The 20,377-nt window shown below is 67.0% G+C and carries 20 protein-coding genes; 10 read left to right on the top strand and 10 right to left on the bottom strand.

Annotated elements, in window-relative coordinates; all coding sequences use genetic code 11:
- Positions 1–3: 3 nt before the first annotated feature.
- The gene (locus ABS767_RS01360; protein WP_408076564.1) at positions 4–1,623 is read right to left on the bottom strand and encodes a GMC family oxidoreductase; all 1,620 of its coding nucleotides are present in this window, start codon (positions 1,621–1,623) and stop codon (positions 4–6) included.
- Between the two features lie 185 nt (positions 1,624–1,808).
- Between ABS767_RS01360 and ABS767_RS01355 the strand changes: the two genes are divergently transcribed.
- The 5 genes from ABS767_RS01355 (at position 1,809) to ABS767_RS01335 (ending at position 8,839) form a co-directional block, all read left to right on the top strand.
- Positions 1,809–3,317, top strand: coding sequence for an aldehyde dehydrogenase family protein (locus ABS767_RS01355; protein ID WP_408076563.1), 1,509 nt, complete (start codon positions 1,809–1,811; stop codon positions 3,315–3,317).
- Positions 3,318–3,438: 121 nt separating this feature from the next.
- A complete protein-coding gene (locus tag ABS767_RS01350; RefSeq protein WP_408076562.1) occupies positions 3,439–4,644 on the top strand; it encodes an FAD-dependent monooxygenase in 1,206 nt (401 codons plus the stop codon).
- Entirely contained in the window at positions 4,641–5,855 is a 1,215-nt protein-coding gene (locus tag ABS767_RS01345) for an alpha/beta hydrolase (protein WP_408076561.1), read from the top strand. The genes ABS767_RS01350 and ABS767_RS01345 overlap by 4 nt, the downstream gene beginning before the upstream one ends.
- Positions 5,852–6,745 carry a helix-turn-helix transcriptional regulator gene (locus ABS767_RS01340; RefSeq protein ID WP_408076560.1) on the top strand — a complete coding sequence of 298 codons (894 nt, stop codon included), beginning with the start codon at positions 5,852–5,854 and terminating at the stop codon, positions 6,743–6,745. Before ABS767_RS01345 ends, ABS767_RS01340 begins: the two co-directional genes overlap by 4 nt.
- A 3-nt stretch (positions 6,746–6,748) precedes the next feature.
- Positions 6,749–8,839 (top strand): PQQ-dependent dehydrogenase, methanol/ethanol family, encoded by a 2,091-nt coding sequence (locus ABS767_RS01335; protein WP_408076559.1) that lies wholly within the window; start codon positions 6,749–6,751, stop codon positions 8,837–8,839.
- Positions 8,840–8,868: 29 nt separating this feature from the next.
- Here ABS767_RS01335 and ABS767_RS01330 read toward each other — a convergent pair whose 3' ends face one another.
- The 3 genes from ABS767_RS01330 to ABS767_RS01320 form a co-directional block, all read right to left on the bottom strand.
- The gene (locus ABS767_RS01330; protein ID WP_408076558.1) at positions 8,869–9,366 is read right to left on the bottom strand and encodes a Dps family protein; all 498 of its coding nucleotides are present in this window, start codon (positions 9,364–9,366) and stop codon (positions 8,869–8,871) included.
- A gap of 103 nt (positions 9,367–9,469) precedes the next feature.
- Positions 9,470–10,036: a TMEM165/GDT1 family protein gene (locus ABS767_RS01325; RefSeq protein WP_408076557.1), complete on the bottom strand. Its 567-nt coding sequence runs from the start codon at positions 10,034–10,036 to the stop codon at positions 9,470–9,472.
- A gap of 4 nt (positions 10,037–10,040) precedes the next feature.
- The gene (locus ABS767_RS01320) at positions 10,041–10,358 is read right to left on the bottom strand and encodes a hypothetical protein (protein WP_408076556.1); all 318 of its coding nucleotides are present in this window, start codon (positions 10,356–10,358) and stop codon (positions 10,041–10,043) included.
- 179 nt (positions 10,359–10,537) lie between these two features.
- Between ABS767_RS01320 and rpmG the strand changes: the two genes are divergently transcribed.
- Positions 10,538–10,705, top strand: a complete 168-nt coding sequence (rpmG, locus tag ABS767_RS01315; protein WP_066483558.1) for a 50S ribosomal protein L33 — start codon at positions 10,538–10,540, stop codon at positions 10,703–10,705.
- A gap of 116 nt (positions 10,706–10,821) precedes the next feature.
- Here the strand turns inward: rpmG and ABS767_RS01310 are convergent, their stop codons facing one another.
- Positions 10,822–11,184 (bottom strand): response regulator, encoded by a 363-nt coding sequence (locus tag ABS767_RS01310; protein WP_408076555.1) that lies wholly within the window; start codon positions 11,182–11,184, stop codon positions 10,822–10,824.
- A 54-nt stretch (positions 11,185–11,238) separates the two neighbouring features.
- Between ABS767_RS01310 and ABS767_RS01305 the strand changes: the two genes are divergently transcribed.
- The 4 genes from ABS767_RS01305 to ABS767_RS01290 all read left to right on the top strand — a co-directional run bounded on the left by ABS767_RS01305 (position 11,239) and on the right by ABS767_RS01290 (position 13,566).
- Entirely contained in the window at positions 11,239–11,511 is a 273-nt protein-coding gene (locus ABS767_RS01305) for a DUF3572 domain-containing protein (RefSeq protein WP_408076554.1), read from the top strand.
- Positions 11,508–12,152 carry an HAD family hydrolase gene (locus ABS767_RS01300; RefSeq protein WP_408076553.1) on the top strand — a complete coding sequence of 215 codons (645 nt, stop codon included), beginning with the start codon at positions 11,508–11,510 and terminating at the stop codon, positions 12,150–12,152. The genes ABS767_RS01305 and ABS767_RS01300 overlap by 4 nt, the downstream gene beginning before the upstream one ends.
- Positions 12,153–12,156: 4 nt before the next feature.
- A complete protein-coding gene (locus tag ABS767_RS01295; protein WP_408076552.1) occupies positions 12,157–12,627 on the top strand; it encodes a RidA family protein in 471 nt (156 codons plus the stop codon).
- Positions 12,628–12,837: 210 nt separating this feature from the next.
- On the top strand, positions 12,838–13,566 hold the full coding sequence (locus ABS767_RS01290; protein ID WP_408076551.1) for a TorF family putative porin: 729 nt from the start codon (positions 12,838–12,840) through the stop codon (positions 13,564–13,566).
- 71 nt (positions 13,567–13,637) lie between these two features.
- Here the strand turns inward: ABS767_RS01290 and ABS767_RS01285 are convergent, their stop codons facing one another.
- The 5 genes from ABS767_RS01285 to ABS767_RS01265 all read right to left on the bottom strand — a co-directional run bounded on the left by ABS767_RS01285 (position 13,638) and on the right by ABS767_RS01265 (position 20,300).
- Positions 13,638–14,078 carry a DUF3035 domain-containing protein gene (locus ABS767_RS01285; protein WP_408076550.1) on the bottom strand — a complete coding sequence of 147 codons (441 nt, stop codon included), beginning with the start codon at positions 14,076–14,078 and terminating at the stop codon, positions 13,638–13,640.
- The gene (lspA, locus tag ABS767_RS01280) at positions 14,071–14,595 is read right to left on the bottom strand and encodes a signal peptidase II (RefSeq protein ID WP_408078634.1); all 525 of its coding nucleotides are present in this window, start codon (positions 14,593–14,595) and stop codon (positions 14,071–14,073) included. The genes ABS767_RS01285 and lspA overlap by 8 nt, the downstream gene beginning before the upstream one ends.
- Positions 14,596–14,609: 14 nt before the next feature.
- Positions 14,610–17,639: an isoleucine--tRNA ligase gene (gene ileS / locus ABS767_RS01275; protein ID WP_408076549.1), complete on the bottom strand. Its 3,030-nt coding sequence runs from the start codon at positions 17,637–17,639 to the stop codon at positions 14,610–14,612.
- A gap of 366 nt (positions 17,640–18,005) precedes the next feature.
- Entirely contained in the window at positions 18,006–18,935 is a 930-nt protein-coding gene (locus ABS767_RS01270; protein ID WP_408076548.1) for a bifunctional riboflavin kinase/FAD synthetase, read from the bottom strand.
- Between the two features lie 198 nt (positions 18,936–19,133).
- Complete coding sequence (locus ABS767_RS01265; protein ID WP_408076547.1) at positions 19,134–20,300, bottom strand: dipeptidase; 1,167 nt, start codon at positions 20,298–20,300, stop codon at positions 19,134–19,136.
- Positions 20,301–20,377 lie beyond the last annotated feature (77 nt).

The raw sequence follows: 20,377 nt of genomic DNA, 5'->3' as shown, positions 1-20,377 counted from the left end.
GCGTCAGTCGGCGCGCGGCAGCGGCGCGCGCCCGCGGATCAGGTCCGACGCGCGTTCGGCGACCATGATGACGGCAGCGTTGATGTTGGCGCCGGGGACGCTCGGCATCACTGACGCGTCGACCACGCGCAGGCCGGTGACGCCCTTCACCCGCAACTCGCTGTCGAGCACGGCGTGCTGGTCCTCGCCCATGCGGCAGGTGCCGGCGGGGTGCTGGGTGATCTTGAGGTTGTTGCGGATGAAGGTATCGAGGTCGGCGGCGCTGCCCGGTGCGCGCTCGCCGCTGACCATGTCGCGCAGCGGTGCCTGTTCGAAGATGCGGCGTACCGCTTCGATCCCGCCGCGAATGTCGGCGAAGTCGCGGTCGGTCGAGAGCAGGTTGAGGTCGATGCGCGGCTTGTCGCGCGGATCGGCGGAGCGCAGCGTGACGCTGCCGCGGCTTTCGGGATGGAGCTGCATCACCATCACCGAAATGACGTGCGACTGCTGCGGCCCGAACGGGTGCCAAAGCTTGGCGTCGAGCCGGACGGGCAGGAACACCAGCTGGATATCGGGGCGTTCGAGTTCGGGGCGGGTGCGCAGCATCAGCACGCCGCTGGTGATCTGGCTGGCGAAGGCGCCTTTGCCGGTCAGCGCCCAGCGCACGACCGAGCGCGCCGCCCGGTCGGAGCGGAGCGCGCGCAGGAAGGTGGTCGGCGCGCGCGCGTCGTAGCTCATGTAGACGAGCGGATGCTCGGCAAGATCGCGGCCGACGCCGGGGGCGTCGACGCGGACGGGAATGCCATGCTCGGTCAGATGATCGGCGGGGCCGATCCCTGAGAGCATCAGCAGCTGGGGCGAATTATAGGCCCCGCCGCTCAGGATCACTTCCTTGCGCGCGCGGATTTCGCCCGCCTGGCCGTTGCGGAGATAGTCGATGCCGACGGCATGGCCGTGTTCGAAGATCACGCGTCGGGCCTGGGCATGGGTGAGCACGGTGAGGTTGGGGCGGCGCAGCGCGGGTCGGAGATAGGCGGCGGCGGTGCTGGCGCGGCGACCGCGTGCGTCGACGGTGACTTCGCAGGGGGAAAACCCCTCCTGCGCCGCGCCACTCAGATCGTCGCTTTCGGCGAAACCGGCGGCGAGCACGGACCTGCGGATCGGATCGGTGAGGAGATGCGCGCCGGGCACCTGCGTCACCGCGAGCGGGCCGTCGCCGCCATGATGCGGACCGGCGCCGCGCCAGCTCGTTTCCATCCGCCGGAAATAGGGGAGCACGTCGGCATGGCTCCAGCCGGCTGCGCCCAGCTGGCGCCATTCGTCATAGTCGCGCGAATGGCCGCGCATGTAGATCATGCCGTTGATTGAGGAGCAGCCGCCGAGCACGCGGCCGCGAGGGACCGGCAGCGAGCGGCCGGCGAGCTTGGCATCGGGCTCGCTGGCATAGCCCCAGTCATAATCGGGATTGGCGGCGGTCATCATGAAGCCGAGCGGCATGCGGAACAACCAATTGTCGTCCGCGCCGCCGGCTTCGATGAGCAGCACCGAATCACGCCCGCTCTCACTCAGCCGGTTGGCGAGCACGCAACCGGCCGATCCCGCGCCGACGATCACATAATCGAACGCCTGTATCGGGTCAGCCATGCGTCGCTTTGACCGGCAGCGGCGCCGATCCCTCTCCGATTCCGCGCATTTTTCGTCCCGTGCTGCGAAGGCTTGCGTTGTCGCATGTCAAATAGCATTCGACAAGATATAATGCCGTTGGTTATGATGCATGTTGTCGGGCGTACCGAAACGGGTGCGCGGGCAGGTTGGAGAGGGGTTTGGGCATGGCTGGCGCGGCGATTATCGAACCGGCGGAACTGTCGGCAGTGGACAGGGCACGCGCCTTTGCCGGAGCGCGACATCAGCTGTTCATCGGCGGGCGCTGGATCGACCCGGCCGAAGGGCGCAGCTTCGAGACGTTCGACCCCGCGACGACGCTGAGCCTCGGCCGGATCGCCGAGGCTGGCGCCGAGGATGCCGATGCGGCGGTGCGCGCCGCGCGCGGGGCGATGGACAACCCCGAATGGACCGGAATGAAGCCCGCGGTGCGTGCGCGGCTGCTGTACCGGCTGGCCGATGCGCTGGAAGCCAATATCGATGAGTTCGCGGCGCTCGAAACGCTCGACAACGGCATGCCGCAGCGCGACGCGCGCTTCTTCCACATTCCGCATGCGATCGAGGTGCTGCGCTACAATGCCGGCTGGGCGACCAAGCTCAATGGCGAGACGATCGCGCTGTCGGGCATGGGCGACTGGCACGCCTATACGCTGAAGGAGCCGGTCGGCGTGGTGGCGCAGATCGTGCCGTGGAACGCGCCGCTGGCGATGGCGGCGGCGAAGATCGCGCCCGCGCTCGCCGCCGGATGCGCGGTGATCCTGAAGCCGGCCGAAGAGACGTCGCTGACCGCGCTGCGGCTGGCGCATCTGGTCGCCGAGATCGGTTTCCCCGACGGCGTGTTCAATCTGCTCACCGGTGACGGCGAGACCGCGGGCGCGGCGCTGACCGCGCATCCGGGGGTGGACAAGGTGACGTTCACCGGGTCGACCGAGGTCGGGCGGCTGATCTTGCGCGCGGCGGCGGGCAATTTCAAACGCGTGACGCTCGAACTGGGGGGCAAGACCCCGGTGATCGTGCTGCCCGATGCCGATCCGGCCAAAGCGATCGAGGGCGCGGCGCGCGCGATCTTCACCAATGCCGGGCAGGTGTGCAACGCCGGCTCGCGCCTGTTCGTGCATGAGCGGCTGTTCGACGAGGTGGTCGAGGGGGTGTCGCGGATCGCCGACTCGATCACGCTGGGATCGGGCTTCGACGCCGAGACGGAGATGGGGCCGGTGATCTCCGCCGCGCAGCGCGACCGCGTGCGCGGCTATGTGCGCCAGGGAACCGAGGCTGGCGCGGCACTGCGCGCGGGCGTGCGCGAGGTCGCGGGCGAGGGCTATTTCGTCGCCCCGTCGGTACTCACCGGGACGACCGCCGAGATGTCGGTGCGGCGCGAGGAGATTTTCGGTCCGGTGCTGTGCGCGATGTCGTTCGCCGATGAAGACCTCGATCGGATCGCGGCGGAGGCGAACGCGACCGACTATGGGCTGGGCGCGGTGGTGTGGACCAACAAACTGTCCGCCGCTCACCTGCTCGCGCGCAAGCTGAAAGCCGGGACGGTGCGCGTCAATGGCGGCGGGCTCGATCCGGCCCTCCCCTTTGGCGGGTTCAAGCAATCGGGCTGGGGCCGCGAGAACGGGCGCGAGGGGATCGACGCCTATACCGAGACCAAGGCGGTTGCGATCGCGATCTGAGCTGCGGCCGGGACTTCAGACGGATGGACGAGACGATGACGACACATAATCGCGTGCACACGGCAAATTGGATGAACGCCGTTCATCATTGTCGACTGGCGCGCAGCAAGGGGGCAAGACTTTGAGACACGATCCGGGGATCGGCATCGTCGGTGGGGGCATCGGCGGGTTGACGGCGGCGCTTGCGCTGCTGCGCAAGGGGCACGACGTGACCGTGTTCGAACAGGCGGCGCAATTGCAGGAAGTCGGGGCGGGGCTGCAGATCAGCCCAAATGGCTGCCGCGTGCTGTTCGACCTGGGGCTGGAGGCGGAGATCCGCGCGATCTGCTTCGAGCCCGAGGGCAAGGAAATCCGCCTGTGGAATACGGGCGACACGTGGAAGCTGTTCGACCTCGGCGTCGAATCGCAGGCGCGCTATGGCGTCCCCTATATCACCGTGCACCGCAACGACCTGCATCAGGTGCTGGTCAAGGCGGTCGAGGCGGCGTCGCCGGGCACGATCCGGCTCGACCATCGCTTCACCGGGGTCGCGCAGCGCGACGGACAGGTCACGCTGTCGTTCCACGACAAACCCAATGCGACGTTCGACGTGGTGATCGGCGCCGACGGCGTGCATTCGAAGATGCGCGAGCTGTTGTTCGGGGCGGGGCCGGCCAAGTTCACGGGGATCGTCGCGTGGCGCGGGGTGATCCCGGCCGAGCGGTTGCCCGAGCGGCTGACGCGTCCGATCGGCACCAACTGGATCGGCCCGGGCGGGCATGTGATCCATTATCCGATCCGGCGCGGCGAACTGATCAACTTCACCAGCGTGATCGAGCGGCAGGACTGGAAGACCGAAAGCTGGACCTCGGCCGGCACCAACCAGGAATATCATGACGATTATCCCGGCTGGCACGCCGATGTGCACGCCTATATCGCGGCGATCCCGCAGCCGTTCAAATGGGCGCTGATCGCGCGCCCACCGATGCAGAACTGGGTGAACGGCAAGGTCGCTTTGCTCGGCGACGCGTGCCACCCCTCGCTCCCCTTCCTGGCGCAGGGGGCGGTGATGGCGCTGGAGGATGCGTGCATCCTCGCCCGCGCGTTCGAGGAATTCGATACGATCGACGAAGCGCTCGAGAGCTATCAGCGGATGCGTATCCCGCGCACCACCCGCGCGGTCGAAGGCGCGAACGCCAATGCCGAGCGCTTCCACAACCCGACGCTGGCGGACCCGGAAGGCGCGCAGCGTTACGTCGACGCGCAATGGGCGCCCGACCAGGTGGTCGAACGCTATTCCTGGCTGTTCGAATATGATCCCACGCGGGTCCCGCTGGAGGCCGCATGACCGAGTTGCAGGAGTTCGAGATGGTCGCCGGTTCCGCGAAGGGGCAATGGACGCGCACGCCGCTGATCCTGTCCTTTCCCGACAATCCCAACTTCACCGAGACCTATGGCTTTGCCGGCAATTCGGGGCATGTGAACCTCGAGGGGCAGCTGATGCGGCGCCCGGATTCGACCGCGCGCACCGTCTATATCTTCATGCACCCGACGTCGGTGCTGCATTTGTTGCCGATGCCGGTCGCGCTCGCCGATGCCGGGCTCGACGTGCTGTGCGCGGCGAGCCGCTATCCGCGCAACGACGCCGCGCTGATCCAGGAAAAGGTCGCGATCGACCTCGGCAAATGGATCGCGCATGCGCGAACCGAGCTGGGTTATGACAAGGTCGTGCTGCTCGGCTGGTCGGGCGGCGGATCGCTCTCGCTCTTCTACCAGGCGCAGGCGGAGACGCCGACGATCACGCACACCCCCGCGGGCGATCCGGTCGATCTGGTCGGCGCCGAGCTGCAGCCGGCGGACGGGGTGATCTTCATCGCCGCGCATCTCTCGCGCGCCGAGACGCTGACCGAGTGGCTCGACCCGTCGGTGACCGACGAGATGGACCCGGACAATCGCGACCCCGAGCTCGACATCTATTCGCCCGATTGCCCCAACCAGCCGCCCTACAGCGCCGAGTTCGTCGCGCGTTTCCGCGCCGCGCAGGTCGCGCGCAACCGGCGCATCACGCAATGGGCGCTCGACAAGCTGGCCGAGCTCAAGGCGGCGGGCGGGGTCGAGCAGGAGCGCGCCTTCGTCGTCCACCGCACGATGTGCGACGTGCGCTGGTTCGATCCGGCGGTCGATCCCTCCGACCGCCGGGTCGGCTGGTCCTATATGGGCGATCCGCGCGCGGTGAATGTCGGGCCGGTCGGGCTGGCGCGCTACACCACGCTGCGCTCGTGGCTGAGCCAGTGGAGCTACGACAAGTCGAACGCCAAGGGGCCGCTCAACGCGGCGAAGATCCACCAGACGCCGGTGTTGCTGATCGAGAACACCGCCGACGAAGCGGTACCCTCGACGCATAACCCGGCGATCTTTGCGGCGCTCGCGACGCCGGACAAGGAATATGTCCGGCTGGAAGGCGCGACGCATTATTATCTCGGCCAGCCCGAGCTGCTCGCCCAATGCATCGATTCGGTGATCGGGTGGAGCCGGCGCAAGGGCCTGCTCGCGCCGTGAGCAGCGCCGGGCAGATCGATGCGGTGCGCCCGCGCGATCGTCCGGCGACGGGGGCGGGCGGGACCGACGACGCGCGCTTGACCGCACGCGCGCTGGCCGATCTGGTTGCGGCGATCGGAGGCCCGGCATTTCCCAATGCCCTGCTCGATGCGTTGCGGACGCTGGCGGGGGTCGAATTATGCTCGGTGTTCCTGCGCGACCGGGGGGAGCATGTCGAACTGATCTTCGCACATGGCGAATTGCCCGATGCCCCCGGCTTTCCCCTTCGTGCGTCGCATGCCTATGCCCGCAGCTATTGGCGATCCGACCGGCAGCTGGCGCAGCTCGCGCATGCGCCGCCGGGTGTGCCGGTGGTGACCCGTCGCCGCGCCTGCGACATCGCCGACCCCGCCTATCGCGCGGCCTGTTATGACCGGGCAGGCGTGGCGGAGCGGGTCTCTATCCTGTCGCCCGGCCATCCGTGCTTCGCGGTGAACGGCTATCGCACTAGGGGAAGCCGGCCTTTCTCCGCGCAGGATTTCGCGCGGCTCGAACTGCATGCCGGGCTGCTGATCGCTGCGCTGCGCCAGCATCTCCGCGCGGAGCAAGCGGCGCGGCCGGTCGGCGACGAGACATCGCTGGCGGGACGACTGGCGACGCTCGACTACGGCTTGAGTGCGCGCGAGGCGGAAATCGTCGCGGCGCTGATGCTCGGCGAGACGCAGGACCGGATCGCCGCAGCAAAGCAACTGTCGGCGACCACGGTCATCACCTATCGCCGCCGCGCCTATGGCAAGCTGGGGGTGGCGAACCGCCGCGACCTGATGGCGCTGCACCGGCGATTGATGACCGCGCCCAACCCTTTATCACCGGCCCGAACGATCGAGCGCCGCGCGCTCGACAAGGAGTAGCATATGGCGTTCACCTTCCCGCGATGGGCGCTCGCGCTCGGCTGCCTGGCGCTGGCCGGGCAGGGGCTCGGCCAGTCGTCACGGACCGTGGATCACGCGCGACTGTCTGCTGCCGATCGCGAGCCGGGACAGTGGATGGCGCCGGGCCGCACCTATGGCGAGCAGCGTTTCAGCCCGCTCGACCAGATCAACGCCGATAATGCTGCCAGGCTCGGCTTGGCCTGGTATGCCGATATCGCGGTGGATCGCGGGGTCGAAGCGTCGCCGCTGATGATCGACGGCGTGCTCTACAATATCGAGCCGTGGAACGTGACCACGGCCTATGACGCGGTGACCGGCAAGCAGCTGTGGCGCTTCGATCCGAAGGTCGATCGCGAGAAGGGGCGGCTCGCCTGTTGCGACATCGTCACGCGCGGGCTGGCGGCGTGGAAGGGCCGGGTGATCATCGCGACGCTCGACGGGCGGCTAATCGCGATCGATGCGAAGACCGGGCGGCAGGCGTGGAGCGTCGACACGCTCGACCCGGTCTGGCCCTATACCATCACCGGCGCGCCGCGCGTGTTCGACGGCAAGGTGATCATCGGCAATTCGGGCGCCGAAGGTGCGGCGCGCGGCTATGTCACGACTTATGACGCGCAGACGGGGAAGAAGCTGTGGCGCTTCTACACCGTTCCTGGCGATCCCGCCAAGCCGCATGAGAACAAGGCGCTGGAGATGGCCGCCAAGACCTGGACGGGCGAATGGTGGAAGCGCGGCGGCGGCGGCACGGTGTGGGATTCGATCGTCTACGATCCCGAGTTCAAGCTGATCTATATCGGCGTAGGCAATGGCGGGCCGTGGCCGCAGGCCTATCGCAGCCCCGGCGGCGGCGACAATCTGTTCCTCTCCTCAATCGTAGCGCTGCGCGCCGATACCGGGGAATATGTCTGGCACTATCAGACCACGCCGGGCGAGCAGTGGGACTATACCGCGACCCAGTCGATGATCCTCGCCGACCTGACGATCGACGGGAAGCCGCGCAAGGTGCTGATGCAGGCACCGAAGAACGGCTTCTTCTACGTGCTCGACCGCGCGACCGGCGAGCTGATCTCGGCCGAGCCCTATGTCGCGATGAACTGGGCGAGCGGGATCGACAAGGCTACGGGGCGGCCGAAGGTCAATCCCGAGGCGCGCTATGGCGCGGTGCCGGTGCTGCTCACGCCGGGTCCCGGGGGCGGGCACAACTGGCACCCGATGGCGTACAGCCCGCAGACGGGCCTTGCCTATTTTCCGGTGACCGAGATGTACATGGCGTTCTCGATCAACCCGGAGTTCAAACAGTCGCCCGGCAATATGGGACAGCTCGGCATCTCGACCACCGGCTATGAGCTGACGCGCAAGGCCGCCGCCGATTTCGCGGCGAAGAACAACAGGTTCTGGCTCACCGCCTGGGATCCGGTCGCGCAGAAGGAGCGGTGGCGGGTGCCCTATCCGCTGCGCGGGAGCGGCGGCATCCTCGCCACCGCGGGCAACCTCGTGTTCCAGGGTACCGTGTACGGCACCTTCGCCGCCTATCGTGCCGATACCGGCGAGAAGGTGTGGGACATGCCGGTGCAGCAGGTGCCGATCGCTGCGCCGATCAGCTATATGGTCGGCGGTGTCCAATATATCGCAGTCAATGCCGGATGGGGCGGGGGCCTCGGCCATGCCGCCAGCGCCAAGGCATTCGGCTTTCCGCTGGCGACGCCGCGCCTGCTCGTGTTCAAGCTCGACGGGAAGGCGAGGCTACCGGCGATGGCGGAAGCCGCGCCAAAGCTCGAACGCCCTGCCGAGTCCGGCGCGAGCGCCGAGGTCATTGCACGGGGCGAAGAACTCTATGCCCAGAACTGCTCCGGCTGCCACGCCGAGCGCGCGCGCGGCGGGGTAAAGGACCTGCGCCGCATGAGCGCGGCGACGCATGCCGAGTTCAACGACATCGTGCTCAAGGGAACGCGGATCGAAAAAGGCATGGTCAGCTTCGCCGACGTGCTGTCGCAGGGCGATACCGAAGCGATCCACGCCTATCTGGTCCGGCGCGCGAACGAGGATTGGGACGAGATCGCCAAGGGGGACTGACCCCGCGGTCCGATCCCGTCCCGACCCGTTCAACCCTTGCGGCTGGCCTCGAACAGGAACCAGGCGCGCTCCTCGGCCTGATCGGTCCAGTCGTCGAGGATCCCGCTGGTCGCATTGTCCTTGGCCTCGTCGACGATGTCCTTCGCCTCGCGCAGCAGTTCGACCAGCGCGAGATTGTCCTCGCGCAGTTCGGCCAGCATCTTGTCGGGGCTGACGAACTCGGCGTCATTGTCCTTGATCGTTTGGCGGCGGGCGATGTCGCCGATCGAGCGCAGCGTCGTGTTGCCGGTCTTGCGCACGCGCTCGGCGATCGCGTCGGTCGTCGCGAGGATCTGCGTCGCCTGATCGTCGAGCATCAGGTGATAGTCGCGAAAATGCGGGCCGGAGACGTGCCAGTGGAAATTCTTGGTCTTGAGGTACAGCGCGTAACTGTCCGCCAGGATGCCGTTCAGCGCGTCCGCCACGGTCTTGGTGTCGTTGCGGCTGAGGTCGGTCGGAGTCTTCAGGGCGGCATCGGTGTCGGCCATGGTGGGATCCCTTTGCTGGTGATTGAGTCGGTGATGAAACGACTCCCTAGCATTTGGGGTCCCGCGGCGTCGTTGCAATTGTCAGATCAGATTGATCGAGCGGCTAGATCAACCGCAACGCGGCGGCGCCCACGATCACGCCGGCCAGAAGCGTGAGCAGCCCGAAGACGATGCGAAAATTGCGGATCGGCAATTGGCGCCAACTGAGTTCGCCCATCAGCGCCGCGGCGAGGTTGACGATCAGGACCGCAGTGCAGGCTCCGACCAACGCGAACCAGGGGGATGGGGCGCGGACCGAGAAGGCGAGGGTGAAGAATTGCGTGGTGTCGCCGAGAGCGAGCACGAATACGCCGAACAACGCGGTGACGAACGACCCCAGGCGCCATCCCTCCAGCCGGTCGGGCGCCTTGAGCCGCCACAGCGCACCCATCGCCGCAAAGATCAGCGCAAGCGCGAGCAATAGTTGTTTGGCATTGGGGGTCAGGATCGGGCCGATCAGCGCGCCGCCGACCGCGGCGATGGCATTGCCCGCACCCTGTGCAAGCAGCGCGGCGAACGCGACGGTAAAGGGTCGTCCATAGCGGTCCGCCAAGATGGCGACGAGCCATGGCGACCGGTCGCCGATCTGCGTCAGCAGCGCGGCGATGAAGGCTGGGACCGCTGCTTCCACTCGGTCAGCCGGCGAGTCGGATCGAACAGGCGGCGGCAAAGGCCGCGCCGGTCCGCGAATCGGTGCGCCCGCAGGCGACCGCGTCGCGCAGCAGCGAGAGACCATCGGCAATCATCGGACCACGCTGTCCCGCCGCCAGCGCGGATTCGAGCGCATGAACGACGGGAAGGGCAGGGGTGATGCCGTTCGCCGTGGCAAGGACGCGGATCGTATCGAGGTCGGCGGCAAGGTCGGCAGTGGCTGCCCGTGCGGCGCGCGCGGCGATCGAATCGATTCGCTGGTTGAGTTCGCCCGCCAGCACCCAGTTCCGCCCCGTTGCCATGTCCGTCTCCGCCGCCTGTATCACGTCATAGCGCCAGCGTGCGGCAAGATGGTTAACAGGCGGCTAACGGCCACTTAGCCTTGACATTCGCGTGACAAGGCGGCATGCGCCCACCCCTGACAGCGGTCTGCCAGCGCGCGGCCGCTTTATTCGTTTTAGATAATATCAGGACCCGGGCGATGGCCAAGCCGACTACCGTCAAGATCAAGCTCGTCAGCACCGCTGATACCGGCTTCTTCTATGTCACCAAGAAGAACCCGCGCAACCAGACCGAGAAGATGAGCTTCCGCAAGTACGATCCCGTCGTGCGCAAGCATGTCGAGTTCAAGGAAGCCAAGATCAAGTGACGTGCGCGGCGGCGTGAGCCGCCGTCAGTCCGATCGGGGTTCGATCCGGGATGCAGGCCGCGGGCGTTTCGCCACGCGGCCTTTTCGCGTTGTGCATTGGGCCGGCGCCGCTCGGATCACAGAAGAGCTTGGACCTCTTCCACGAAGCGCATGACCGAGATCGGCTTGGTGACATAGGCGTTGGCGCCCGCGGCGCGGATGCGCGCTTCGTCGTCATGACCGGCATAGGCCGTCACCGCCATCACCGGGATCGTCCGTAGCGCCGGGTCGCCGCGCATCCGCCCGATGATTTCGAGCCCGGAAACGTGCGGCAGCTGAATGTCCATGATGATCAGGTCGGGCGCGAAACTGCGCGCCGTCGCCACCGCTTCACGCCCGTCGCGGACCGGTGTGGTCTCGAATCCGTGCGCGCGCAGGAGATCGCAGAAAAGTTTCAGGTTGAGTTCGTTGTCCTCGACAACCAGCACCCTTTTTGCCACGCGATCCCTTCGACGAACGATTGGCTAACGAACGATTGGGCGAAGCTCTAGGCGATGCGCGGCGCGGAGACAAATGAGGAGGCGATGACGTTGGCGCTGGGCGCGCTGGGGTGGATCGTGTCGGATATGTCGCGCGCCAACCGGTTGCTCGACCTGACCGGCTTGACCCCCGCGGATCTGCGCGCGCGGGCGGGGGAGCCGGACGTCCTTGCCGCCGTGCTCGGTTTTCTGGCCGCGCATGAGCCCGACCTGATTGCCTGTGCCGCGGCGATCGGTTGTACCCCGGCGGCGCTGATCGCCGCCCATGCCCGGCTGGAGACTGAATGAAGCCGCTGTTGATCTGCGATTGCGACGAAGTCCTGCTGCACATGGTCCGCCATTTCGGCACCTGGCTGGACGAGGCGCACGACATCGAATTCGACATGAGCCATCACGACTGGAGCCGGGCAATGCGCCCGCGCAACGGCAGCACGCTGTCGCCCGAGGCGATGTGGCGCTATCTGGACGGGTTCTTTCCCGCCGAAATGGGGCGCCAGACGCTGGTCCCGCACGCCCGCGAGGCGCTGGAGGCGCTGTCCGAACGGGCGGATATCGTGATCCTCACCAATCTGAAGGATCAGTGCCGCGACCACCGCATCGCGCAGCTGGACAGCCATGGCATCGTCCATCGCGTCGAGTGCAATCAGGGCGGGAAGGGTGCGCCGGTCGCCCGACTGGTCGCGGAGCACAATGCGAGCGTCGCGGTGTTCGTCGACGATCTGCCCCAGCATCACGAATCGGTCGCACAGGCGGCGCCGCAGGTATTCCGGCTGCACATGGTCTCCGAACCCGCAATGGCGCGGTTCGTGCCGGCCGCGCCGCACGCCCATGCGCGGATCGACGACTGGCGCGAGGCCCAGCGCTGGATCGCCGCACGTTTTGCCGCCGGGCAGCCGGCCGATACCGTTCATACCGCGCAGGGAGACTGACCAAATGACCATCACCACCGCCGATGTGCACGCCCGCCTCGCCGATCTCGGCCTGACGCTGCCCGAAGCTGCGGCACCGGTTGCCGCTTATGTCCCGACCGTGACTGTCGGCGGGCTGATGCATATTTCGGGGCAGCTGCCGTTCAAGGACGGCGTCGTGATGACCGGTCGGCTGGGCGAGGATCGCGACCTTGCCTATGGTCAGGAAGCCGCCGAGCGGTGCGGTCTGATGATCGCCGCGCAGATCGAAAAGGCGCTGGGCGGGTTCGACCGGCTGGATCGGATCGTGAAGCTTGGCGTCTTCGTCAATTCCGATCCGGCATTCACCGAGCAGCCGCAGGTCGCCAACGGCGCGTCCGAACTGATGGAGAAGCTGTTCGGCGAGGCAGGGCGCCATGCGCGTGCCGCGGTCGGCGTCGCGGTGCTGCCGCGCGGCGCGGCGGTCGAGGTGGACGCCGTCGTCGCGGTACGCTGAGCGGTTTCAATCGTGACAATTCTGTTGCGCCGCCGCAACAGCATGCGGAGCTTTTGCTTGCGCGGCGCGAAATAGAATTGTGCAGCGCAACGAATTGCTGCAACTTTAGGGCGGTGGGAGGAAATAGTCGCGCCGGGGAAACCCGAGCCAAAGCGGCATCCCTCTCGCTGCAGGCGGGGACCGAAATCGCACCAAGACGAAAGGGATCCCATGCGTATCACCAAGCCACTTCTCGGCGCGCTGCTGCTCGCCGCCACCGCCACGCCCGCGTTCGCGCAGGACGAGACCGAGGCGCCCGACGCCTTCACCATCACCGGCAGCGCGACGGTGGTCAGCGACTATCGCTTTCGCGGCTTCAGCCAGACCAACGAGGAAGCGACCATCCAGGGCGGCTTCACCGTCGCGCATGAGAGCGGCCTCTATGTCGGCACCTGGGGTTCGGGCGTCGGCTTCGCCAACGGCACCGAGATCGACGTGTTCGCCGGTTTCGCCAAGGAAGTGACGTCGGGCGTGACGTTCGACATCGGCGCGACGCTGTACCTCTATCCCGGCGCATCGGACAGCTCGATCATCGAACCCTATGTGTCGGTGAGCGGCACCGTCGGTCCGGCGTCGGTCAAGGCCGGCCTCGCCTGGGCTCCGGGTGGCCAGGATTCGCTGGGCGATGACAGTGCGGTCTATGTCTATACCGACGCAGCGATCGGCGTTCCGTCGACCCCGTTCAAGCTGAAGGGCCATGTCGGCTTCGCCAAGAGCGACAGCTTCCTCGGCGGCCTCGACGGCGATGTGTTCGACTATTCGGTCGGCGCCGAAGTCAGCTGGAAGGCGCTGACGCTGGGCGTCGCCTATGTGAATACCGACGCGCCGCGGCTGGGCGGTTACAAGGAAGCCGTCGGCGCGGACGGCGCGGTGCTGTTCACGCTCGGCGCGGCGTTCTAAGCGCGGTCAACCGGACAAGCGAAGGGCCGCGGAACCCGGGTTCCGCGGCCCTTTTGCGCTGAGGCAAGACCTCAGTTCTGCGGCGGGGTCGGTGCGTTGCCGGCCTGGGTCTGCGCTTCGCGGCCATCGCCCTGCGGCGCGGCGACGATGTCGCGGGTGGTGCTGCCCTTGTCCACCACATTGGTGTCGGGGCTGCCCACGCCCGAGCGGACGCCGACATCGGCGGCGCTGCGGCCACCGGCTGCCTCGATCGCGGCCGATTCAGAGGCGCTGCGCGGCGCGGTGCCGCCGAACAGGGCGTCGAGCGCCTGTTGCGACGGGCCGCCGGCATCCTGCGGACGCGGGGCGCCGGGCTGGGGCGGGCGCATCGCGAAATCGGGCGGGATCACCAGTGGCGCCTGACGCGAGACGGCGAATTCGTCGGGGCGCTTGCGGTCGAACAGGCCGCCGCCGCAGCTGGCGAGCAGGGTCGCCGAGCCGCAGATGGCGGCAACAAGCACGGACTTACGCATTGGCATTCTCCACAGGGGCGCCGGTTTGATCGGCCTTGGGTTTCTCACGCACGAACAGCGCCCGGATGAGCAGGATCAGAACGCCGATGGTAATCGCAGCATCGGCGACATTGAAGACCAAAAAAGGGCGCCATTCGCCGAAGTGCAGATCGGCATAGTCGACCACATAGCCGAAGCGGATGCGATCGACGATGTTGCCGAGCGCGCCGCCCAGCACCAGCGACAGTGCGAACAGATCGTTGCGGTTCTTTTCCTTCAACATCCACCAGCACACGCCACCGGCGATCGCTGCGGTGAGCGCGACCAGCGCCCAGCGCATCGTATCGGTTTCCGCCGCGAGCAGGCCGAGCGACACGCCGATGTTCGGGACGAAGCGCAGGTCGAAGAAGGACACGACCTCGATCGCCTTGCCCGGCGAATCGATGCCCAGCCCTTCCACCACCCACGCCTTCATCGCTTGGTCGGCGACGAAGATGAGCACGGCGAGAACGAAGCCGATCGTGCGGTTGCGAGTCATCTGTCCCATGTCTTTCAGGAAACCACCGAGTCGCAGCGGTGGCACAGCATGCCATCGGCTTCAACCTCGGGAAGCAGACGCCAGCAGCGGCCGCATTTCTTGTGATCGGTGCGGGTGACGCCGACGCCCTCGCCATCGCCCTGATGCACGTCGGCGACGATGAACACCTCGGCGAGTTCCACCGCGGGGCGCAGCAGGTCGGGCACGGTCACCTCGGCTTCCAGGCTGGAGCGGATCGTCTTCTCGCGGCGCAGCGGCTCGATCGCCTCGGTCACCGCTTCGCGCTGACGGCGGATGTCTTCCCATTCGGTCGAGATCGCGTCGTCACCGGGCAGGGCGGGGAGTTCGGGCCATTCGAGGAAGTGGACCGAGCCGTCCTGCGACGGATAGCGCGCCTGCCACACTTCCTCGGTCGTGAAGGCGAGGATCGGCGCGGCGTAGCGGACCAGCGCGTGGAACAGGATGTCGAGCACGGTGCGATAGGCGCGGCGCTTGGGGCTGTCCGCGGCGTCGCAATAGAGGCAGTCCTTGCGGATATCGAAGAAGAAGGCCGAGAGGTCCTCGTTCATGAAATCGCCGAGCGCACGCGCGTAGCGGTTGAATTCGAACGCCTGCGCCGCCGCCTTGAGCTCGACGTCGAGCATCCAGAGCTTGTGCAGGATATAGAGTTCGAGCTCGGGCATCTTGTCGACGCCGAGCTTTTCGGCATCGCTGAATCCGTCGAGCGCGCCGAGCAGGTAGCGAAAGGTGTTGCGGATCTTGCGATAGGCGTCGCTGGTGCCCGCCAGCACTTCCTTGCCGATGCGGACATCCTCGAAATAGTCGGTCTGCGCGACCCACAGGCGGAGGATGTCGGCGCCACTCTCGCCGATGATCTTGAGCGGATCGACGACATTGCCGAGGCTCTTGGACATCTTGCGTCCCTGCCCGTCGAGGGCGAAGCCGTGCGTCAGCACCGCGTCATAGGGCGCACGACCGCGGGTGCCGCAGCTTTCGAGCAGCGAGGACTGGAACCAGCCGCGATGCTGGTCGGACCCTTCGAGATAGAGGTTGGCGCGGGTGCCCTCGCCGTACCGCGCCTCGATCACGAAGCTGTGGGTCGAGCCGCTGTCGAACCACACGTCGAGGATGTCGTTGACCACCTCGTAATCGGCGAGGTCGTAGTCGGGGCCGAGCAGGGCCTGATGGTCCGCGCCGAACCATGCGTCGGCGCCGCCCCGGCGGAAGGCGTCGAGGATGCGGGCGTTGACGGCGTCGTCGCGGAGATAATCGCCGCTCTGGCGGTGGACATAGAGCGGGATCGGCACGCCCCAGGCGCGCTGGCGGCTGATCACCCAGTCGGGGCGCCCCTCGACCATCGAACGGATGCGGTTTTCGGCGCGCGCGGGGACCCAGCGGGTGCGCTCGATCGCGTCGAGCGCGAGACCGCGCAGCGTGGGGGCGTTGGTCGGGGTGACCACCGGGCCGAAACCGGCGGCGCCGGCAAAGCCGGGGAGTTCGGCGGCGATGTCGCGGGCCGTGGCGGCATCGTGTGGCTGCTGTTCCGCGCCGTCGCTGGAGGCCCCAGCTTCCGCTGGGGCGACGGATGAGCGGCTGCCATCCATCGGGATGAACCATTGCGGGGTCGCGCGGAAGATGATCTTCGCCTTCGACCGCCAGCTGTGCGGATAACTGTGTTCGAAATCGTCGGAGGCGGCGAGCAGCGCGCCGGCTTCGCGCAGATCCGTGCAGATCGGGCCGTCGGACGCGACGAACTTCTTGTTGATCACCGATCCCTGGCCGCCGAGCCATGCCCAGTCGGCGCGGTACATGCCGGCGCCATCGACCGCGAAGACCGGGTCGATGCCATGCGCCTTGCACAGCAGGAAATCGTCCTCGCCATGATCGGGCGCCATATGGACCAAGCCGGTACCGGCGTCGGTGGTGACGAACTCGCCGGGGAGGAAGGGGCGGGGCTTGGCGAAGAAGCCGCCGAGATGGTGCATCGGGTGGCGGGCGGTGGCGTTGGCCAGGCTATTTTTCGCCGCAATCCCGACCTGCATTAAATAAACGCCCTGGCCTGGGGGACAGGCGCGCGATAACCGGGCCTCGACGGTTGAGAATAGCTCTGTGGCAATAAGAAGCCGCTTACCCACTAAGTGGTTCAGTGGATGACTATCGCTCCATGCTCGTTGACTCTCGACTACGTCCTCATCAGCGGCGCCGGTAGCTGAAAAATGTGGCGCTAGAGCGTATACACCGTACTCAATCTCCGGCCCATAAGCCAAAGCCTGGTTCACCGGGATCGTCCACGGCGTCGTCGTCCAGATCACCGCATGTGCGCCGACCAGTTCGGGCGCATTCGGCGCTTCGACGATCTCGAACGCGACGTCGATCTGGGTCGACACCACGTCCTCATATTCGACCTCGGCCTCGGCCAGCGCGGTCTTTTCGACCGGCGACCACATCACCGGCTTGGCGCCGCGATAGAGCTGTCCGCTGGTCGCGAATTTGAGCAGTTCGCCGGCGATCGTCGCCTCGGCGTCGAACTTCATGGTGAGATAAGGATCGTCCCAGTCGCCCATCACGCCCAGCCGCTCGAACTGCGCGCGCTGCACCGCGACCCATTTCTCGGCATAGGCGCGGCATTCGGCGCGGAATTCGGCCGCGGGAACCTCGTCCTTGTTCAGCTTCTTGGCGCGGTACGCTTCCTCGATCTTCCATTCGATCGGCAGGCCGTGACAGTCCCAGCCGGGGACGTAGGGCGCGTCCTTGCCCATCAGGCTCTGGCTGCGGACGATGATGTCCTTGAGGATCTTGTTCATCGCATGGCCCATGTGAATGTCGCCATTCGCGTAAGGAGGGCCATCGTGGAGAATGAAGCGTTCGCGGCCCGCGCGCTGTTCGCGGAGGCGATCGTAGACGCCGAGCTTGGCCCAGCGGTCGAGGATCGCCGGTTCCTTGGCGGCGAGGCCGGCCTTCATCGGGAATTCGGTCTTCGGCAGGAAGACGGTGTCGCGCCAATCTTGCTGGGCGCCGCGTGCGGTATCGGGTGTGTCAGTCATTTGGGGCGGGGATTAGCTTGTGTCGGGCGACGGGGGAAGCGGAAGCTGTCCGACGAAGCTGACGAAAAACAGCGTGTATGGGGCCGACGCGCCGGGGACGCGCCTGCGACGCGACCGGAACGCGCCGCCGACGCGACAGTCGCGCGACACCGACGCGACACGTGCGCGACGGGTTGGCGCCATCCGCACGACCGCGAGGCGACCGCCATGGGACGCATCCGTCAGGAGAGGGAGAAGGAATCGGCTCCATCGACCAGACTGGAGCAGATGAACTCCAACATTGAAAGGGGCAGGGGGGTGAACAAGGCTGGAGGCGGTCGCCTGGACGCTCTGCCCCACCCCAACCCCTCCCCTGAAGGGGAGGGGCTAGGTAAGTCGAAGCGCTTTGCGGGCATCCTCGCAATCGCGGCCGATCTGGGCCTTGAGCGCATCGAGCGTGTCGTATTTCGCCTCGTCGCGGAGGAATTCGATCAGTTCGACCTCAAGTCTCTGGCCGTAGAGATCGCCCGAGAAGTCGAAGAAATAGGGTTCGAGCAGCTCGACCGGCGGGTCGATCGTCGGGCGGATGCCGAGATTGGCGACGCCGTCGAGGACGGTGCCGTCCGCGAGCCGCCCGCGCACCGCGTAAATGCCGTAGCGCGGGCGCAGATAGCTGCCGAGGCGCAGGTTGGCTGTGGGGAAGCCGAGTTCGCGGCCGAGCTTCGCGCCCGGCTCGACCACGCCCTGGATGGCGAAGGGGCGGGTGAGCAATGCCGCGGCCTCACGCGGGCGGCCTTCGCGCAGCGCATCGCGGATGCGGCTGGACGAGATGATCTGGTTGTCTTCCGCAACGGGGGCGACGGTATCCACGCTGAAGCCGAGGTCTGCGCCGAGACGGGTGAGCACCGCGACATTGCCGTCGCGGCCCTTGCCGAAGGTGAAGTCCGCGCCGGTGACGACGCCACCCGCGCCGATCAGCTCGCACAATCGCTGCTGCGCGAACTCGCGCGCCGAAAGGCTCGCGAGCGTGCCGTCGAAGTGGAAGACCAGCATGGCATCGGCGCCGGCCTGCGCGAACAGCCGCGCGCGCTGGTCGAGCGAGGTGAGGCGGAAGGGCTCGGTATCCGGGCGGAAATGGCGCACCGGGTGCGGATCGAAGGTCGCGACGATCGCCGGGCGCCGCTCGGCACGCGCGCGGTCGACGGCGCGGCCCACCACCGCCTGGTGGCCGCGGTGAAAGCCGTCGAAATTCCCCAGCGCGACGATCCCGCCGCGCAGATGCGCGGGGACCGAAGCCGCTCCGTCCAGCCGATCCATCGGCGCGGCTATAAGGTCAGGGTGAGAGGAATCAAATCGTTCTCAATTCCTCCCCCAGCTTGCTGGGGGAGGGGGACCGCCCGCGCAGCGGGTGGTGGAGAGACGGCCGACAGCATCTCGACAAAATTCCGCCCTCTGCGGGGCGGCCCCTCCGTCAGCACTTCGTGCTGCCACCTCCCCTGCGTGGCAGGGGAGGAATTAGCGCGGCACCATCCCCGCGCGCAGGACGCGCAGGACGTTGCCGCCCATCACCTTGCCGATCTCATCGGGCGTGAAGCCGCGATCGACCAGCGCCTGCGTCACGTAGACCAGCTGCGACGTATCGAAGCCGGTGGTGACCGCACCGTCGAAGTCGGAGCCGAGCCCGACATGGTCGATCCCGACCAGATCGCGGACATGCGCGATCGCCGCCGCCACTTTTTCCGGCTCGGTGCCGCAGATCGCGGCGTCCCAATAGCCGATGCCGACCACGCCGCCGGTCCTCGCCACGCCGCGTATCTCGGCGTCGCTGAGGTTGCGGTTGACCTTGCACACCGCCTGCACGCCGCCATGGCTGGAGACGACGGGGCGTCTGGCGATGCGAAGGATTTCGGCGACCGTCGCGTGGCTGGAATGGGCGATGTCGACGATCATGCCGAGCTGTTCCATGCGTGCGATCGTCTGGCGGCCGAGCGGGGTCAGCCCGCCCTTCTGCTCGCCATGCATCGATCCGGCGAGTTCATTGTCGAAGAAATGCGCGAGCCCGGCCATGCGGAAGCCGGCAGCGTAGAGCCGGTCGAGATTGGCGAGCTTGCCCTCCATCGCCTGCAGCCCCTCGATCGAGAGCAGGCCGCCGACCGCCTTTTGCCCGGCGGCGCGGGCGGCGAGGAGCGCGTCGAGCTCACCGGGCGAGCGGATGACGTGGAGGCGGCCGTCGGAGCGGGCGGCGGCGCGGTCGAGCTTTTGCGCGTGATAGAGCGCGCGTTCGAGCAGCGAGGTCCAGGTGCGCGGCGGCTGGAGCTGCGCCACGGTGAGCAGGGTGATGTTGTCGGTCTCGGCGCTGTTGGCGTCGTAATTCTGGCCCTTGGGCGTCTTGGTGACCGAGGAGAAGATTTGCAGCGCGACATTGCCGTCGATCAGCCGGGGCAGGTCGACATGGCCGCGTGTCGCGCGGTCGAGCAGGTCGCGTTTCCACAGGAGCGTGTCCTCGTGCATGTCGGCGATCTGGAGCGTCGCGTGGAGCTTGCGGGCTTCGGGGGTGACGGTGGGAAGACGGGTCGCGACGACATTGTTCATGCCGCGCTCGACGATGCCGGGGGCGAGGATGAGGAAGGCGGCGATGCCGATCGCGATGAGGGCGAGGATGCCCCAGAGGTATTTTTTCACGACACTCTCCCCTGGTTCGTCATGCCGGACCTGTTCCGGCATCCACCGTGCCGCGCATCCGATCGCTCAGGGTTTTG

This window comes from Sphingomonas plantiphila (genome assembly GCF_046000505.1).
GTDB lineage: Bacteria > Pseudomonadota > Alphaproteobacteria > Sphingomonadales > Sphingomonadaceae > Sphingomonas > Sphingomonas plantiphila.
Note: the sequence above shows the minus strand (reverse complement) of the source record. Positions and strands in the feature narration are given on the sequence as shown.

Coding starts and splice junctions, on each gene's coding strand:
- ABS767_RS01360 (WP_408076564.1), bottom strand. CDS start 1,623: ATGGCTGACCCGATACAGGCGTTCGATTATGTGATCGTCGGCGCGGGA.
- ABS767_RS01355 (WP_408076563.1), top strand. CDS start 1,809: ATGGCTGGCGCGGCGATTATCGAACCGGCGGAACTGTCGGCAGTGGAC.
- ABS767_RS01345 (WP_408076561.1), top strand. CDS start 4,641: ATGACCGAGTTGCAGGAGTTCGAGATGGTCGCCGGTTCCGCGAAGGGG.
- ABS767_RS01335 (WP_408076559.1), top strand. CDS start 6,749: ATGGCGTTCACCTTCCCGCGATGGGCGCTCGCGCTCGGCTGCCTGGCG.
- ABS767_RS01330 (WP_408076558.1), bottom strand. CDS start 9,366: ATGGCCGACACCGATGCCGCCCTGAAGACTCCGACCGACCTCAGCCGC.
- ABS767_RS01320 (WP_408076556.1), bottom strand. CDS start 10,358: ATGGCAACGGGGCGGAACTGGGTGCTGGCGGGCGAACTCAACCAGCGA.
- rpmG (WP_066483558.1), top strand. CDS start 10,538: ATGGCCAAGCCGACTACCGTCAAGATCAAGCTCGTCAGCACCGCTGAT.
- ABS767_RS01305 (WP_408076554.1), top strand. CDS start 11,239: ATGCGCGGCGCGGAGACAAATGAGGAGGCGATGACGTTGGCGCTGGGC.
- ABS767_RS01300 (WP_408076553.1), top strand. CDS start 11,508: ATGAAGCCGCTGTTGATCTGCGATTGCGACGAAGTCCTGCTGCACATG.
- ABS767_RS01295 (WP_408076552.1), top strand. CDS start 12,157: ATGACCATCACCACCGCCGATGTGCACGCCCGCCTCGCCGATCTCGGC.
- ABS767_RS01290 (WP_408076551.1), top strand. CDS start 12,838: ATGCGTATCACCAAGCCACTTCTCGGCGCGCTGCTGCTCGCCGCCACC.
- ABS767_RS01285 (WP_408076550.1), bottom strand. CDS start 14,078: ATGCGTAAGTCCGTGCTTGTTGCCGCCATCTGCGGCTCGGCGACCCTG.
- lspA (WP_408078634.1), bottom strand. CDS start 14,595: ATGACTCGCAACCGCACGATCGGCTTCGTTCTCGCCGTGCTCATCTTC.
- ileS (WP_408076549.1), bottom strand. CDS start 17,639: ATGACTGACACACCCGATACCGCACGCGGCGCCCAGCAAGATTGGCGC.
- ABS767_RS01270 (WP_408076548.1), bottom strand. CDS start 18,935: ATGGATCGGCTGGACGGAGCGGCTTCGGTCCCCGCGCATCTGCGCGGC.